Here is a 14,012-nt window from a genome sequence, read left to right on the forward strand (position 1 = left end):
AGCCGCCCGGATCGGATTCCTTATTTGAAGCGTCCCCTCCTCCCGCTCCTGATCAGCCTGGCCTTGAGCTCCACCGCAAGCGCGACGATCAGCGAAAGCCATGGTTATGCGCAGTTCGGCACGCTCAAGTACCCGGCCAGATTTACCCACTTCGACTGGGTCAACCCGCAAGCGCCCAAGGGCGGTACGTTGCGGGTCATGGCATTTGGCACCTTCGATACGCTCAACCCCTACACCTTCAAGGGCACCAGCCCGGTGACCACGCCGAATTTCCTGCAATACGGCATCAACGAACTGAACGAGCCGCTGATGGTCGGCACCGGCCAATACGCGCCATCCGGGGACGAGCCGACCTCCAGTTACGGCCTGATCGCCCAGTCGGTGGAATACAGCGAGGATCGCAGCTGGGTGGTCTTCAACCTGCGCCCCGAGGCACGCTTCCACGACGGCACGCCGATCACCGCCTATGACGTGGCATTCTCCTACCGCCTGCTGCTCAAGGAAGGTCATCCGCAATACCGCACCAACCTGCAGGAGGTGTTGCGGGTCGACATCCTCAATCCGCAGCGCATTCGTTTCGTTTTCAAGCGTGCCGGCAATCCCTTGCTGATCCTGCGCCTGGGGGAGTTGCCGGTGTTGCCGCAGCATTACTGGAAAGGTCGCGACTTCAAGGCGACTACCTTCGAACCGCCGCTGGGCAGCGGACCGTATCGCATCACCTCAGTCAACCCGGGGCGCCAGATCGTGTTCGAGCGGGTCAAGGACTACTGGGGCAAGGACCTGCCGGTCAACCGCGGCAAGTACAACGTCGATCGCATGGAAGTCGAGTTCTACCGTGACAGCGACGTCGCGTTCGAAGCGTTCAAGGCCGGCGAGTTCGACATCTACATCGAGCACCAGGCGAAAAACTGGGCCACCGGCTACGGTTTTCCGGCGATCCGTCGTGGCGAGGTGATCAAGGCGCAGATCCCGCACCAGATCCCGACCCAGACCCAGGGCCTGTTCATCAACAGCCGCCGCCCGACATTCGCCGAGCCCCGGGTTCGCGAAGCACTGGGCCTGATGTTCGACTTCGAGTGGACCAACCGCACCCTGTTCAGCGGCGCCTACAAACGCGCCATGAGCTACTACCCCAACAGCGAGTTCTCCGCCAGCGGGCTGCCGGTCGGCCATGAATGGCTGTTGCTCAAACCATATCGCGAGCAATTGCCGGCCAGGCTGTTCACCGAGCCTTTCAGCCTGCCGCAGACCCAGGGCCGGGGCATCCCCCGGGAAACCATGCGCAAGGCCCTGAGCCTGCTGGCCGAGGCCGGCTGGAAGCTCAATGGCCAGCGCTTGCAGAACGCGGCCGGGCAACCCTTGCGCCTGGAGATCCTGCTGGTCAACCCGAACCTGGAACGCATCCTCCAGCCCTACGTCGAGAATCTCACCAGCATCGGCATCGACGCCAGGTTGCGCACGGTCGATCGCGCCCAGTACAAACAGCGCCTCGACCAGTTCGATTTCGACATGATTCTGATGACCCTCAACCAGACCCTCAGCCCGGGCCTTGAGCAATGGCAGTATTTTCACTCCAGCCAGGTCGGGGTCAAGGGCAGCAAGAACTACGCGGGCATCGCCAATCCGGTGGTCGATCATCTGCTCGATCAACTGCTCGCGGCCAAGAACCGTGACGAACAGGTCGCCGCCGGCAAAGCCCTCGACCGGGTATTGCTGTGGCAGCACTGCATCATTCCCAACTGGTACCTCAATTATCACCGCCTGGCCTACCGCAACCGGTTGGCCTTCGTCACGACGCCGCCCTACACCCTGGGCCTGAGCGCGTGGTGGCTGAAATCTTCGGAGAAAGATCGATGAAATTCGCAAGCGCCCTGCTCGTGCAGGCCAGCGCCCTGTTGTTCGCAGGGTGGGCCTGCGCCGCCCCGCAACATGCCCTGACCCTGTACAACGAGCCGCCGAAATACCCGGCCGACTTCAAACACTTCGATTACGTCGACCCGGACGCGCCCAAGGGCGGGAAATTCCGCCAGGCCGGGTTCGGCGGTTTCGACAGCCTCAACCCCTTCATCAGCAAGGGCGTGTCAGCCAACGACATCGACCTGATCTACGACACCCTGGCCAGGCAGAGCCTGGATGAACCCTTCACTGAATATGGTCTGATCGCCGGCAAGATCGAAAAAGCTCCGGACAACGACTGGGTGCGTTTCTACCTGCGGCCCGAAGCACGCTTCCATGATGGCCATCCGGTGCGCGCCGAAGACGTGGTGTTCAGTTTCCAGACCCTGGTCAAGGACGGCGCGCCGATGTACCGCGGCTACTACAGCGACGTCGCCGACGTGGTCGCCGAAGATCCGCTGACCGTGCTGTTCAAGTTCAAGCACAGCAACAACCGCGAATTGCCGCTGATCCTCGGCCAGTTGCCGGTGCTGCCCAAGCATTGGTGGGCCAGCCGCGACTTCAACAAGGGCAACCTGGAAGTGCCGCTGGGCAGCGGCCCGTACAAGGTCACCGAAGTGAAGGCCGGGCGCTCGGTGCGTTATGAGCGGGTCAAGGATTACTGGGGCAAGGACCTGCCGATCAACCGCGGTTTCTACAACTTCGACGTGATGACCACCGACTACTACCGCGACAACACCGTGGCCCTGGAAGCCCTGAAGGCCGGGCAGTTCGATTACTGGCTGGAGATGACCGCGAAGAACTGGGCCAACGCCTACAACATCCCGGCGGTGACCGAAGGCCGGCTGATCAAGGAACAGATCCCCAACGGCAATCCCACCGGCATGCAGGGTTTCGTCTTCAACCTGCGCCGCCCTGTGTTCCAGGACGTGCGGGTGCGCCAGGCCCTGACCCTGCTGCTGGACTTCGAATGGACCAACAAGCAGTTGTTCAACAGTGCCTACGCACGCACCCGCAGCTATTTCGAGAACTCGGAAATGGCTGCCACCGGGCTGCCGGACGCCGATCAGCTGGCGATTTTGGACCCCTTTCGCGGCAAGATTCCCGAGCAGGTGTTCAGCGAGGCGTTCGCCAACCCGGTGACCGACGCCAGCGGCATGATCCGCACCCAGCAACGCCAGGCCTACCAGTTGCTGCAGGAGGCCGGCTGGCGCATCGTCGACGACAAGATGGTCGATGCCAACGGCAAACCGGTGAGCATCGAATTCCTCCTGGCCCAGACCGAATTCGAACGGGTGCTGCTACCGTTCAAGCGTAACCTCAGCGACCTGGGCATCGAGCTGGTGATCCGCCGGGTCGACGTTTCGCAGTACGTCAACCGCGTGCGCTCGCGGGACTTCGACATGATCGTCGGCAGCTTCCCGCAGTCCAACTCACCGGGCAACGAACAGCGCGAGTTCTGGATGACCGCGGCCGCCGACAAGCCCGGCAGCCGCAACTCCATGGGCCTCAAGGACCCGGTGGTGGACCAGCTGGTCGAGCAATTGATCAACGCCGACTCACGCCGCAGCCTGGTCGCCCATGCCCGCGCACTGGACCGGGTGCTGCAATGGGGCTATTACGTGATACCCAACTGGCACATCAAGACCTGGCGCGTGGCCTACTGGAACCACATCGGCCACCCCAAGGTCTCGCCTAAATATGACATCGGCATCAACACCTGGTGGATCAAGCCCGATGCGAAACCGGCCATAGAGATCGAAACCAAATTGCAAGCCGACCCTGCGGGCACGGAGTAATCAGATGCTGGCGTATATTTTTCGGCGACTGCTGCTGATCATCCCGACCCTGTTCGGCATTTTGCTGATCAACTTCGTGATCATCCAGGCCGCCCCCGGTGGGCCGGTGGAACAGATGATCGCCAAGCTCGAAGGCTTCGAAGGCGCCACCAGCCGCATTGCCGGCGGTGGTGCCGAGGTGTCGGTGGCCGGCTCCGCCTATCGTGGCGCGCAAGGCCTGGACCCGGCGCTGATCAAGGAAATCGAGCACATGTACGGCTTCGACAAATCGGCGCCGGAACGCTTGTGGATCATGGTCAAGAACTACGCGTCGCTGGATTTCGGCGACAGCTTCTTCCGCGACGCCAAGGTCATCGACCTGATCAAGGAAAAGATGCCGGTGTCGATTTCACTCGGGCTGTGGAGCACCCTGATCATGTACCTGGTGTCGATCCCGCTGGGGATCGCCAAGGCCACGCGGCACGGCAGTCACTTCGACGTCTGGACCAGTTCGGCGATCATCGTCGGCTACGCGATCCCGGCGTTCCTGTTCGCCATCCTGCTGATCGTGGTGTTTGCCGGTGGCAGCTATCTGGACTGGTTCCCGTTGCGCGGGCTGACCTCGAACAACTTCGACGAACTGAGCATGGGCGGCAAGATCCTCGATTACTTCTGGCACCTGGCGCTGCCCGTGACCGCCCTGGTGATCGGCAACTTCGCGACCATGACCCTGCTGACCAAGAACAGCTTCCTCGATGAAATCAACAAGCAGTACGTGGTCACCGCCAAGGCCAAGGGCCTGACCAATCACCGCGTGCTCTATGGCCATGTGTTTCGCAACGCCATGCTGCTGGTGATCGCCGGTTTCCCCTCGGCGTTCATCGGCATCTTCTTCACAGGCTCCTTGCTGGTGGAAGTGATCTTCTCCCTCGACGGCCTCGGCCTGATGAGTTTCGAAGCGGCGATCAACCGCGACTACCCGGTGGTCTTCGGCACGCTGTTCATCTTCACCCTGCTGGGGCTGGTGGTGAAGCTGATCGGCGACCTCACCTACACCTTTGTCGATCCGCGCATCGACTTCGAAAGCCGGGAGCATTGAGATGAACCTGTCCCCTCTCAATCGCCGGCGCTTCGAACTGTTCAAGGCCAACAAACGCGGCTGGTGGTCGTTGTGGCTGTTCCTGATCCTGTTCGGCGCCAGCCTCGGCGCCGAGTTGATCGCCAACGACAAGCCGCTGGTGGTGCACTACGACAACGGCTGGTACTTCCCGGCGCTCAAGCGCTACCCGGAAACCACCTTCGGCGGCGAGTTCCCGCTGGAGGCCAACTACAAGAGCCCGTACATCCGTGAACTGCTCAAGGCCAAGGACGCCTGGGTGCTGTGGGCGCCGATTCCCTACAGCTACCAGAGCATCAACTACGACCTGAAAGTGCCGGCCCCCGCGCCCCCCTCGACCGACAACCTGCTGGGCACCGATGACCAGGGCCGCGATGTGCTTGCGCGGGTGATCTACGGCTTCCGGATTTCCGTGTTGTTCGCCCTGACGCTGACCCTGCTCAGCTCGCTGATCGGCGTGATCGCCGGGGCGCTGCAGGGTTTCTACGGCGGCTGGGTGGACCTGGCCGGGCAGCGTTTCCTCGAGATCTGGTCGGGTTTGCCGGTGCTGTACCTGCTGATCATCCTCGCCAGCTTCGTCCAGCCGAACTTCTGGTGGCTGCTGGGGATCATGCTGCTGTTTTCCTGGATGAGCCTGGTGGACGTGGTGCGTGCCGAGTTCCTGCGCGGGCGCAACCTCGAATACGTGCGTGCGGCGCGGGCGCTGGGCATGCAGAATGGTGCGATCATGTTCCGCCACATCCTGCCCAACGCCATGGTCTCGACCATGACCTTCATGCCGTTCATCCTGACTGGCGCCATTGGTACCCTGACCGCCCTGGATTTCCTCGGCTTCGGCTTGCCGGCCGGCAGCCCTTCATTGGGTGAACTGGTCGCCCAGGGCAAGTCCAACCTGCAGGCGCCCTGGCTGGGCATGAGCGCCTTTGCCGTGCTGGCGTTGATGTTGAGTTTGCTGGTGTTCATCGGCGAGTCCGCTCGCGATGCCTTCGACCCGAGGAAGTGAAATGAATCAGGACAATCTGATCGAAGTGCGCGACCTGGCCGTCGAATTTGTCGTTGGCGAGCGCTGCCAGCGGGTGGTCGAAGGGGTCAGCTTCGACATCAAGCGTGGCGAAACCCTGGCGCTGGTGGGTGAAAGCGGCTCCGGCAAATCGGTGACGGCGCATTCGATCCTGCGCCTGCTGCCCTACCCGCTCGCCAGGCACCCGTCGGGGACCATCGAATATGCCGGGCAGAACCTGCTGGAGCTGAAAGAGAAAACCATCCGCCATATCCGCGGCAACCGGATCGCGATGATCTTCCAGGAGCCGATGACCTCGCTCAATCCGCTGCACTCGATCGAGAAGCAGATCAACGAGGTGCTGGGCATCCACAAGGGCCTGGTCGGCAAAGTCGCGACCAAGCGCACCCTGGAGCTGCTGGAAATGGTCGGCATTCCCGAGCCGGAAAAGCGTCTCAAGGCCCTGCCCCACGAATTGTCCGGCGGCCAGCGCCAGCGGGTGATGATCGCCATGGCCCTGGCCAACGAGCCGGAACTGCTGATTGCCGACGAGCCAACCACTGCGCTGGACGTGACCGTCCAGCTGAAAATCCTCGAATTGCTCAAGGAATTGCAGGCCCGCCTGGGCATGGCTCTGCTGCTGATCAGCCACGATTTGAACCTGGTCAAAAGAATTGCGCATCGCGTATGTGTCATGCAGCGCGGTTGCATCGTCGAACAGGCATCGTGCGAAGAATTGTTCCGCGCGCCGCAGCACCCGTACACTCGGGAACTGCTGGCAGCGGAGCCCAGCGGCCAGCCTGCAACCAATGTCGTCGGCCCGCCGTTGCTTGCGGTCGAGGACCTGAAAGTCTGGTTCCCGATCAAGAAAGGCCTGCTGAAAAAGACCGTGGACTACGTCAAGGCGGTCGACGGCATCAATTTCAGCCTGCCCCAGGGCCAGACCCTGGGGATTGTGGGAGAAAGCGGTTCCGGCAAGTCGACGCTGGGCCTGGCGATATTGCGCTTGATTGGCAGTAGCGGCGGCATCCGTTTTGAAGGCAAGCAGCTAGACTGCCTGACGCAGCAACAGGTCAGGCCGCTGCGGCGGGAGATGCAGGTGGTGTTCCAGGACCCCTTCGGCAGCTTGAGCCCACGGATGTGCGTGAGCCAGATCGTCGGCGAAGGCCTGCGGATTCACAAGATGGGCACCGCTGAGGAACAGGAAGCGGCGATTATTGCAGCATTGAAGGAGGTAGGCCTGGACCCGGAAACCCGGAACCGCTACCCCCACGAATTTTCCGGCGGGCAACGGCAGAGAATCGCCATTGCCCGGGCACTGGTGCTAAAACCGGCGTTGATACTGCTGGACGAGCCGACTTCGGCCCTCGACCGCACCGTGCAACGCCAAGTGGTCGAGCTTTTACGATCACTGCAAAGCAAGTACAACCTGACGTATCTGTTTATCAGCCATGACCTGGCTGTCGTCAAGGCGCTGAGCCACCAACTGATGGTGGTCAAGCATGGCCAAGTGGTCGAACAGGGAGACGCGCAAAGCATTTTTGCCGCCCCCCGTCATCCGTATACACAGCAGTTGCTGGAAGCCGCCTTTTTGGCACCAGCCACTGCGCAATAACCTGAAAAGAGGAGCAACACATGGGTTTTCTCGCCGGTAAGCGCGTACTGATCGTCGGTGTCGCCAGCAAGCTGTCCATCGCATCCGGCATCGCTGCCGCCATGCATCGCGAGGGCGCTGAGCTTGCCTTCACTTATCAGAACGACAAACTCAAGGGTCGTGTCGAAGAATTCGCACAAGGCTGGGGCTCGAGCCCTGAGCTGTGCTTCCCGTGCGACGTGGCCAGCGATGAAGAAATCGCCAAGGTCTTCGAAGCACTGAGCAAGAAGTGGGACGGCCTGGACTGCATCGTGCACTCCGTTGGCTTCGCCCCGGGCGACCAACTGGACGGCGACTTCACCGAAGCCACCACCCGTGAAGGTTTCCGCATCGCTCACGACATCAGCGCCTACAGCTTCGTGGCCCTGGCCAAGGCCGGCCGCGAAATGATGAAAGGCCGCAACGGCAGCCTGCTGACCCTGTCGTACCTGGGCGCCGAGCGCACCATGCCGAACTACAACGTGATGGGCATGGCCAAGGCTTCCCTGGAGGCTGGCGTACGTTACCTGGCCGGCTCCCTGGGCCCGGACGGCACCCGCGTGAACTGCGTATCGGCCGGCCCGATCCGCACCCTCGCCGCTTCCGGCATCAAGAACTTCCGCAAGATGCTGGCCGCCAACGAAGCGCAAACCCCGCTGCGTCGCAACGTCACCATCGAAGAAGTCGGCAACGCCGGCGCCTTCCTGTGCTCGGACCTGGCGTCCGGTATCAGCGGCGAAATCATGTACGTGGACGGTGGCTTCAACACCACGGCCATGGGCAACCTCGAAGAGTGATCTTCGGTTAGCCAACTAAAAAACCCGCCTATTCTTGGCGGGTTTTTTTTTGCGTGCGATTCGTTAGCTTTAACTTAACATTCGAGGGGAAAAACCATAGTGCTGCGACTACGGCGTGACATTATCACCTCCTTATTGCGTGGTTCGTAATAGCATCAGCAGACTACTAAGATCATCTTCTGAAGACCTAACTCTGCGGGATTGCGCATTTTCGATTGTATTATCTAGCACTCGTTGTTGCGCTCCAGGCGAAATATTTCGAGGGACGGGTGCACCTCGCTGGACAGGCCGAGCTGGCCTAGGAACAGCTCCAACTCCACCTCCACCTCCACCTCCACCTCCCGAGAGAGGTGGAGATCCCACTGGAACAAAAACGAGCTTAGAGAAATGTTTTTCTGGAATCCAGGTACTAGTGTTCGATTGTGTAATGTTTTCCAAAAAATCATTAGAGTCAGCTGTATATTTTACTAATGCTGGTTCACCATCACCTACGATGAAGGTATCAAAAACTTCTAAATCAGGTCGTTTCGCAACAGAAGAATTCAGTATTCTTTCATTGTTCGTTACATTAATACCTCGCATTGCGCCTTTGTTCCCTCCGAGACTCTGGACTGAACTCATATCCGCGGCGTGCTTACCCACGAGCGTAATTGACTTATCCTTATAAAGCTTGAACAACTTTGCAAGGGACATTACTGGAGCATGTCCTGTCGGATCAGTCCGCAGCACCGGATTCCCCTTGCAATACGCATACGCATTTAATCCTCCCCCGCCAAAGGGACTCCAACTATCAGGAGAGTTAAACCGCATCAATACCGGATTAAAATCCCGATAACCATTGCCCAGCGGATAATGCCCAGTCACCGGATCCGCACGCTCTCCATTGAAGCCCAGCAAGTTGGTCAAACCGCTTGCATTCTGATGATGGCCATAAGGTGAATAAGCGATGTCCCGTTGCGGGAGATTGTTCTTGAGCATATGCAGCACCGAACGCTGTTGATCGGTGCCCAGCAGTGTGGTGTTGTCGACTACACCACCTTCGTGACACTGCTCCGCCAGCAGCAGATCTCCCTGCTGAACAATGGAGTGGCTCAATGTGCCTTGAATCTCGGTTGCCAGGCGACTTTTACAATAAAAGCGCTGGTTGGGCGGGCTATTCGGTTGGATGTGACTGGTGAGGCGATCCAGTGGATCGTAGTGAAACCGGCACAGCAAAACTGGCTGAAGTGAAGACATTGGCTGGCTCCGAGCTATCAAGGTCCTGAGGCTTGAGTATCTTCGGCACGGGCGAGGTTGGGAACTAGCAGATCTGATAGGGTACTGGGAATGTCGGATGCGCCCACCGCTTTTTGCAAAGTCGTGTTGTCTGCACGACCGCCTTCGCGAGCAAGCCCGCTCCCACATTTGACCGAGCTCCACCAGTTGAAATGCGATTAATTGTGGGAGCGGGCTTGCTCGCGAAGAGGCCCGCAAACACACCATAACTCTAGCGAGCCAGCGCCTCTTCAGCCTCTTCCAACAGCTCCTCGACCGAACCATGCAGTGCCGGGTCAAACTCGATCTGCCCAATACTGAAACGAATGTCATACCCGCGATGCGTCATGGCATTACGCTCATCGAGCATTTCTTCCAGCCGCGCCCTGATTGCGCTGACGTCTACCGAGGAGGATCCCAGGAGCAAGACGACGAAGGAGGAACCCTCCAGCCGCCCGACCACATCGCTCTCCCGAAAGCCGATACGCAGCACGTCGGCAAAGGTCTTCAGCGCGTTATCGCCCTCAGTGCGCCCGAACAGATAGTTGATGCGTTTGAACTCATCAAGGTTGAAGAACAGCAGCGTCGCCGGCCGCCCCAGTTGCTGGCAGGCCTCCAGACCCAACTGAGCCAGGGCAATGAAACCGTGCCGGTTGGGCAGCAGTGTCAGCTCATCCATGCTCGCCATCTGCACGCCGATCAACTCCTGTTCGGCTTTGCGGGCCAGATCGCGCAGCAGTTCGCGCTCCTGTTGTGGCGTCCCTGCACGTACACCGGGTTTGTGCGGTTTGCCTGAGATCAGCATCACATACTCCATGGGTGGGTATGTTGTTTAGAGTCCTCGATTCCGGGTTTGACTCCCTGTCTGCGGGCCGTTGGTCAGCTTCCCGTTACCGGGCACGGCCCACCGGCGTCCGCCCAGCGCTTGAATTGAGTGACAAAAATGTCGTGGGGAACCGGCACCGGTGCGCGATTACCACCCGGATTCCAGCCCCACAGCACCAGCTTGTCCTCGCTGACATGCTTGATCAGCGCGGCGAAATCACGGTCGCCATTGCTCGCACGGTCCTTGATCATGCTGCACAACATGTCCGGGGGCAGGCCGATCCAGGCCATTTTGTGCGCCGCCGGTGGCAGGCTCCAATGCGGCGCACCCGGCGGTGCATGGGCGCCATAACTGGCCGGCGGGTTGTCTTGCGCATGGCAACTGGCGCAAGGCAGACCCGCCGCGCCTTTGCCGTCCATGCCACGCACGACGTTCATCGCGTGGGGTAGGCCGGCGTCGAACTGCAACGGCGATTCGCCGGGGATGTGGCAATTCTGGCAACGCGGGCTCTGGAAGACTTGCTGCACGGTATCGAACGCCTTCAAGGCTTCCCGGTCTTCGGCGAACAACTCTGTCGCATAGATAAACAGGCAAACCAGAAGCACCGAACCGAGCAACCAATGATGTCGCTTCATCTCACTTTTCATTTCACACCCCCGACAACTGCAGCGGCAGTTCACGCAGGCGTTGCCCGGTCAGGGCGTACACCGCGTTGGCCACCGCCGGCGCCGTGGGTGGTACACCCGTCTCGCCGATGCCACCGGGTTTCTCGCTGCTGGGCAGGATATGCACTTCGACCACCGGCATCTCGTTGAGCCGCAGCACCTGGTAATCGTGGTAGTTGGACTGCACCACCCTGCCGTCCTTGATCGTCAGTTTGCTGTGTAAGGTGAAGCCCAGGCCGAAGGCGATGCACGACTCCATTTGCGCCGCGATGCTTTGCGGATTGACCGCGATCCCGCAATCCACCGCGCACACCACCCGGTGCACACGGATCGCCAGGTTGTCCTGCGACACTTCGGCGACCTGCGCCACGTAACTGCCAAATGACTCATGCACCGCCACGCCCAGGGCATGGCCATCGGGCAGCGGCGCCTTCCAGTTGGCCTTCTCCACCGCCAGGTTCAATACGCCCAGATGCCGCGGATGCGCCTTGAGCAACGTGCGTCGATATTCCACCGGGTCCTTGCCGGCCGCTGCGGCCAGCTCGTCAATCAGCGATTCCATGACGAAGGCGGTGTGGGTATGCCCCACCGAACGCAGCCACAACACGCTGATGCCGGTCTTGGGCGAATGCAGCTCCACCTGATGATTGGCCAACCCTTGCAGATAGGGACTGTCCGCCACGCCCTCCACGGACGTCTTGTCGATACCGTTCTTGACCATGGCGGCTTCGAGCGAGGTGCCGGCCATGATCGATTGCCCGACCAGCACATGCTGCCACGCCACCGGCAGGCCATCGGCACCGAGGCCGACCCGCGCCTGGTGCAGGAACGCCGAGCGGTAATAGCCGCCACGGATGTCATCCTCTCGCGCCCACACGGTTTTCACCGGCCCGCCCGCGGCCTTGGCGACCTGCACCGCTTCGGCGACAAAGTCCGAAGTCGGGTTGGCTCGCCGGCCGAAACCGCCGCCGAGGAACTCGGTGTGGATTTGCACCTGCTCGGGTTTGAGCCCGGTGATCTTGCCGGCGATCATCTGGTCCAGGGTCTGGAACTGCGTACCGGTCCAGATCTCGCATTTGTCCTGGGTGATGCTCACCGTGCAGTTGAGCGGCTCCATCGGCGCATGGGCCAGGTAGGGCACGCTGTACTCGGCATCGATTGTCTTGGTCGCCTTGGCCAGTGCGGCCTGGGCATCGCCCGCCTGACTGGCGGGCAGCCCGGGGGTGGCGGCGAGCTTGCGAAACTCCTCGAGCAATTGCTCACTGTCGAGCCCGCTGTTCGGCCCCAGGTCCCACTCGACGTGCAGCGCATCGCGCCCCAGTTTCGCCGCCCAATAGTGATCGGCGATCACCGCCACGCCGGTCGGCACCTGCACCACTTTGTGCACACCGGGTATCGCCAGCGCCTCGGCGCCTTCAAAGGATTTGACGCTGCCACCGAACACCGGCGAACGAGCGACCATCGCGGTCATCAGGCCGTCGAACTGCACGTCCATGCCGAACTTGGCGCGGCCGGTGATTTTCTCCGGGGTATCCAGGCGCTTGGTAGGTTTGCCAATGATCTTCCAGTCCTTGGCCTCCTTGAGCTTGATCGACGCCGGGTCCGGCACCGGCAACTTGCCGGCGTCATCGGCCAGTTCGCCATAGGTGGCCTGCTGGTCGCCGGCAAATACCACGCCCGACTCGGTGCGAATCGCCGAGGGTGCGACGTTGAAACGCTTGGCCGCGGCCTCGACCAGCAGCAACCGCGCCGCCGCACCGGCCTGGCGATAACGGTCGAACTCCATCCAGGTCGAGGTCGAGCCGCCGGTGATTTGCATGCCGCCGAACCCGGCAAGTCCATAGTCGGCGGCTGAAGCCGGTGAGTGTTCGACGCGGATTTTCGACCAATCGGCGTCCAGTTCTTCGGCAATCAGCATGGTCAACCCGGTCCAGATGCCCTGGCCCATTTCCGAATGGCCGAGCAACACGGTGACGCTATTGTCATTGCCGATGCGCAGGAAGGCGTTGGGGGCGAACACATTGCCCTGGTTTTCCGCGCCCAGGGCAAAGCGATGGGCCCCGGGGATGACAAACGCCACCACCAGCCCGCCGCCCAGCACGGCACTGCCCTTGAGAAAGCCACGACGCGACAGCGGATCGATACTGTTCATGGCCATCAAGCCAGTTGCGCCGCGCGCTTGACCGCGGCGCGGATTCTTGGATAGGTGCCGCAACGACAGATGTTGCCCGACAGCGCCTGGTCGATATCGCTGTCGGTCGGTTGCGGGATCTTTGCCAGCAAGGCCGCGGCCGACATGATCTGCCCGGACTGGCAGTAACCGCACTGCACCACATCGAGTTCGGCCCAGGCCAGTTGCACCGGGTGCGAACCGTCGGTGGACAGGCCTTCGATGGTGAGGATTTTCTGTCCATGGGCCACGGCCGTGGCGGGTGTGATGCAAGAGCGCAAAGGCGTGCCGTCGATGTGCACGGTGCAGGCGCCGCACTGGGCCATGCCGCAGCCGAACTTGGTGCCGGTCAGGTGCGCGACGTCGCGCAGAACCCAGAGCAGCGGCATGTCCGCGGGGACATCCAGCTCCTGATCCTTGCCATTGATATTCAGGGTCAGCATTGCGCAGGTCCTCAGACTCACGGTGTTCTGAAGGTGGCGTCGCTTTGGCGATCAACAACCTACGCGCGCCTTTGGGTTATCCCTTCAGCTAAGCGCAAATTGCCGGGCAGGCCGGGGTGTATCGACCACCGGTCACAAAACCCGCCCGAATTGCCGATGAAGCCGTTCATCTCTCGCGGCCGACCCCGCCCCCTGTAGGAGCTGGCTTGCCAGCGAAGACGTCCTCACAACCGCCCCGTATCTCACGGCCGTACCCGATCTACTGCGGGAGCCAGCCTGCTGGCGATGGCGTCCTCACAACCGCCCCGTATCTCACGGCCGTACCCGATCTACTGTGGGAGCCAGCCTGCTGGCGATGGCGTCCTCACAACCGCCCCGTATCTCACGGCCGTACCCGATCTACTGTGGGAGCCAGCCTGCTGGCGATGGCGTC

11 protein-coding genes are annotated in these 14,012 nt (G+C 61.1%); 6 read left to right on the top strand and 5 right to left on the bottom strand.

Annotated elements, in window-relative coordinates; genetic code table 11:
- Positions 1-48: 48 nt before the first annotated feature.
- Genes NPS56_RS24405 through fabI form a run of 6 tightly spaced genes read left to right on the top strand, consistent with a single transcriptional unit; the run spans position 49 to position 8,221 of the window.
- Positions 49-1,857 (top strand): extracellular solute-binding protein, encoded by a 1,809-nt coding sequence (locus tag NPS56_RS24405; RefSeq protein ID WP_425313648.1) that lies wholly within the window; start codon positions 49-51, stop codon positions 1,855-1,857.
- A complete protein-coding gene (locus NPS56_RS24410; RefSeq protein WP_274077015.1) occupies positions 1,854-3,695 on the top strand; it encodes an extracellular solute-binding protein in 1,842 nt (613 codons plus the stop codon). The genes NPS56_RS24405 and NPS56_RS24410 overlap by 4 nt, the downstream gene beginning before the upstream one ends.
- 4 nt (positions 3,696-3,699) lie before the next feature.
- The gene (locus NPS56_RS24415) at positions 3,700-4,773 is read left to right on the top strand and encodes a microcin C ABC transporter permease YejB (protein WP_034146535.1); all 1,074 of its coding nucleotides are present in this window, start codon (positions 3,700-3,702) and stop codon (positions 4,771-4,773) included.
- 1 nt (position 4,774) lies between these two features.
- On the top strand, positions 4,775-5,794 hold the full coding sequence (locus NPS56_RS24420) for an ABC transporter permease (RefSeq protein WP_274077016.1): 1,020 nt from the start codon (positions 4,775-4,777) through the stop codon (positions 5,792-5,794).
- Between the two features lies 1 nt (position 5,795).
- Positions 5,796-7,406, top strand: coding sequence for an ABC transporter ATP-binding protein (locus NPS56_RS24425; protein ID WP_274077017.1), 1,611 nt, complete (start codon positions 5,796-5,798; stop codon positions 7,404-7,406).
- A gap of 20 nt (positions 7,407-7,426) precedes the next feature.
- A complete protein-coding gene (fabI, locus tag NPS56_RS24430; protein WP_025213267.1) occupies positions 7,427-8,221 on the top strand; it encodes an enoyl-ACP reductase FabI in 795 nt (264 codons plus the stop codon).
- A 132-nt stretch (positions 8,222-8,353) separates the two neighbouring features.
- Here fabI and NPS56_RS24435 read toward each other — a convergent pair whose 3' ends face one another.
- The 5 genes from NPS56_RS24435 to NPS56_RS24455 all read right to left on the bottom strand — a co-directional run bounded on the left by NPS56_RS24435 (position 8,354) and on the right by NPS56_RS24455 (position 13,579).
- Positions 8,354-9,457 carry an RHS repeat-associated core domain-containing protein gene (locus NPS56_RS24435; RefSeq protein ID WP_274077018.1) on the bottom strand — a complete coding sequence of 368 codons (1,104 nt, stop codon included), beginning with the start codon at positions 9,455-9,457 and terminating at the stop codon, positions 8,354-8,356.
- A 250-nt stretch (positions 9,458-9,707) separates the two neighbouring features.
- Complete coding sequence (locus NPS56_RS24440; protein WP_274077019.1) at positions 9,708-10,280, bottom strand: GGDEF domain-containing protein; 573 nt, start codon at positions 10,278-10,280, stop codon at positions 9,708-9,710.
- 74 nt (positions 10,281-10,354) lie between these two features.
- A complete protein-coding gene (locus NPS56_RS24445; RefSeq protein ID WP_274077020.1) occupies positions 10,355-10,936 on the bottom strand; it encodes a hypothetical protein in 582 nt (193 codons plus the stop codon).
- Between the two features lie 13 nt (positions 10,937-10,949).
- The gene (locus NPS56_RS24450; protein WP_274077021.1) at positions 10,950-13,118 is read right to left on the bottom strand and encodes a xanthine dehydrogenase family protein molybdopterin-binding subunit; all 2,169 of its coding nucleotides are present in this window, start codon (positions 13,116-13,118) and stop codon (positions 10,950-10,952) included.
- A 5-nt stretch (positions 13,119-13,123) separates the two neighbouring features.
- Positions 13,124-13,579: a (2Fe-2S)-binding protein gene (locus NPS56_RS24455; RefSeq protein WP_274077022.1), complete on the bottom strand. Its 456-nt coding sequence runs from the start codon at positions 13,577-13,579 to the stop codon at positions 13,124-13,126.
- Positions 13,580-14,012 lie beyond the last annotated feature (433 nt).

It is taken from the genome of Pseudomonas putida (assembly GCF_028682635.1).
In the GTDB taxonomy this organism is placed as follows: Bacteria; Pseudomonadota; Gammaproteobacteria; order Pseudomonadales; family Pseudomonadaceae; genus Aquipseudomonas; species Aquipseudomonas putida_AE.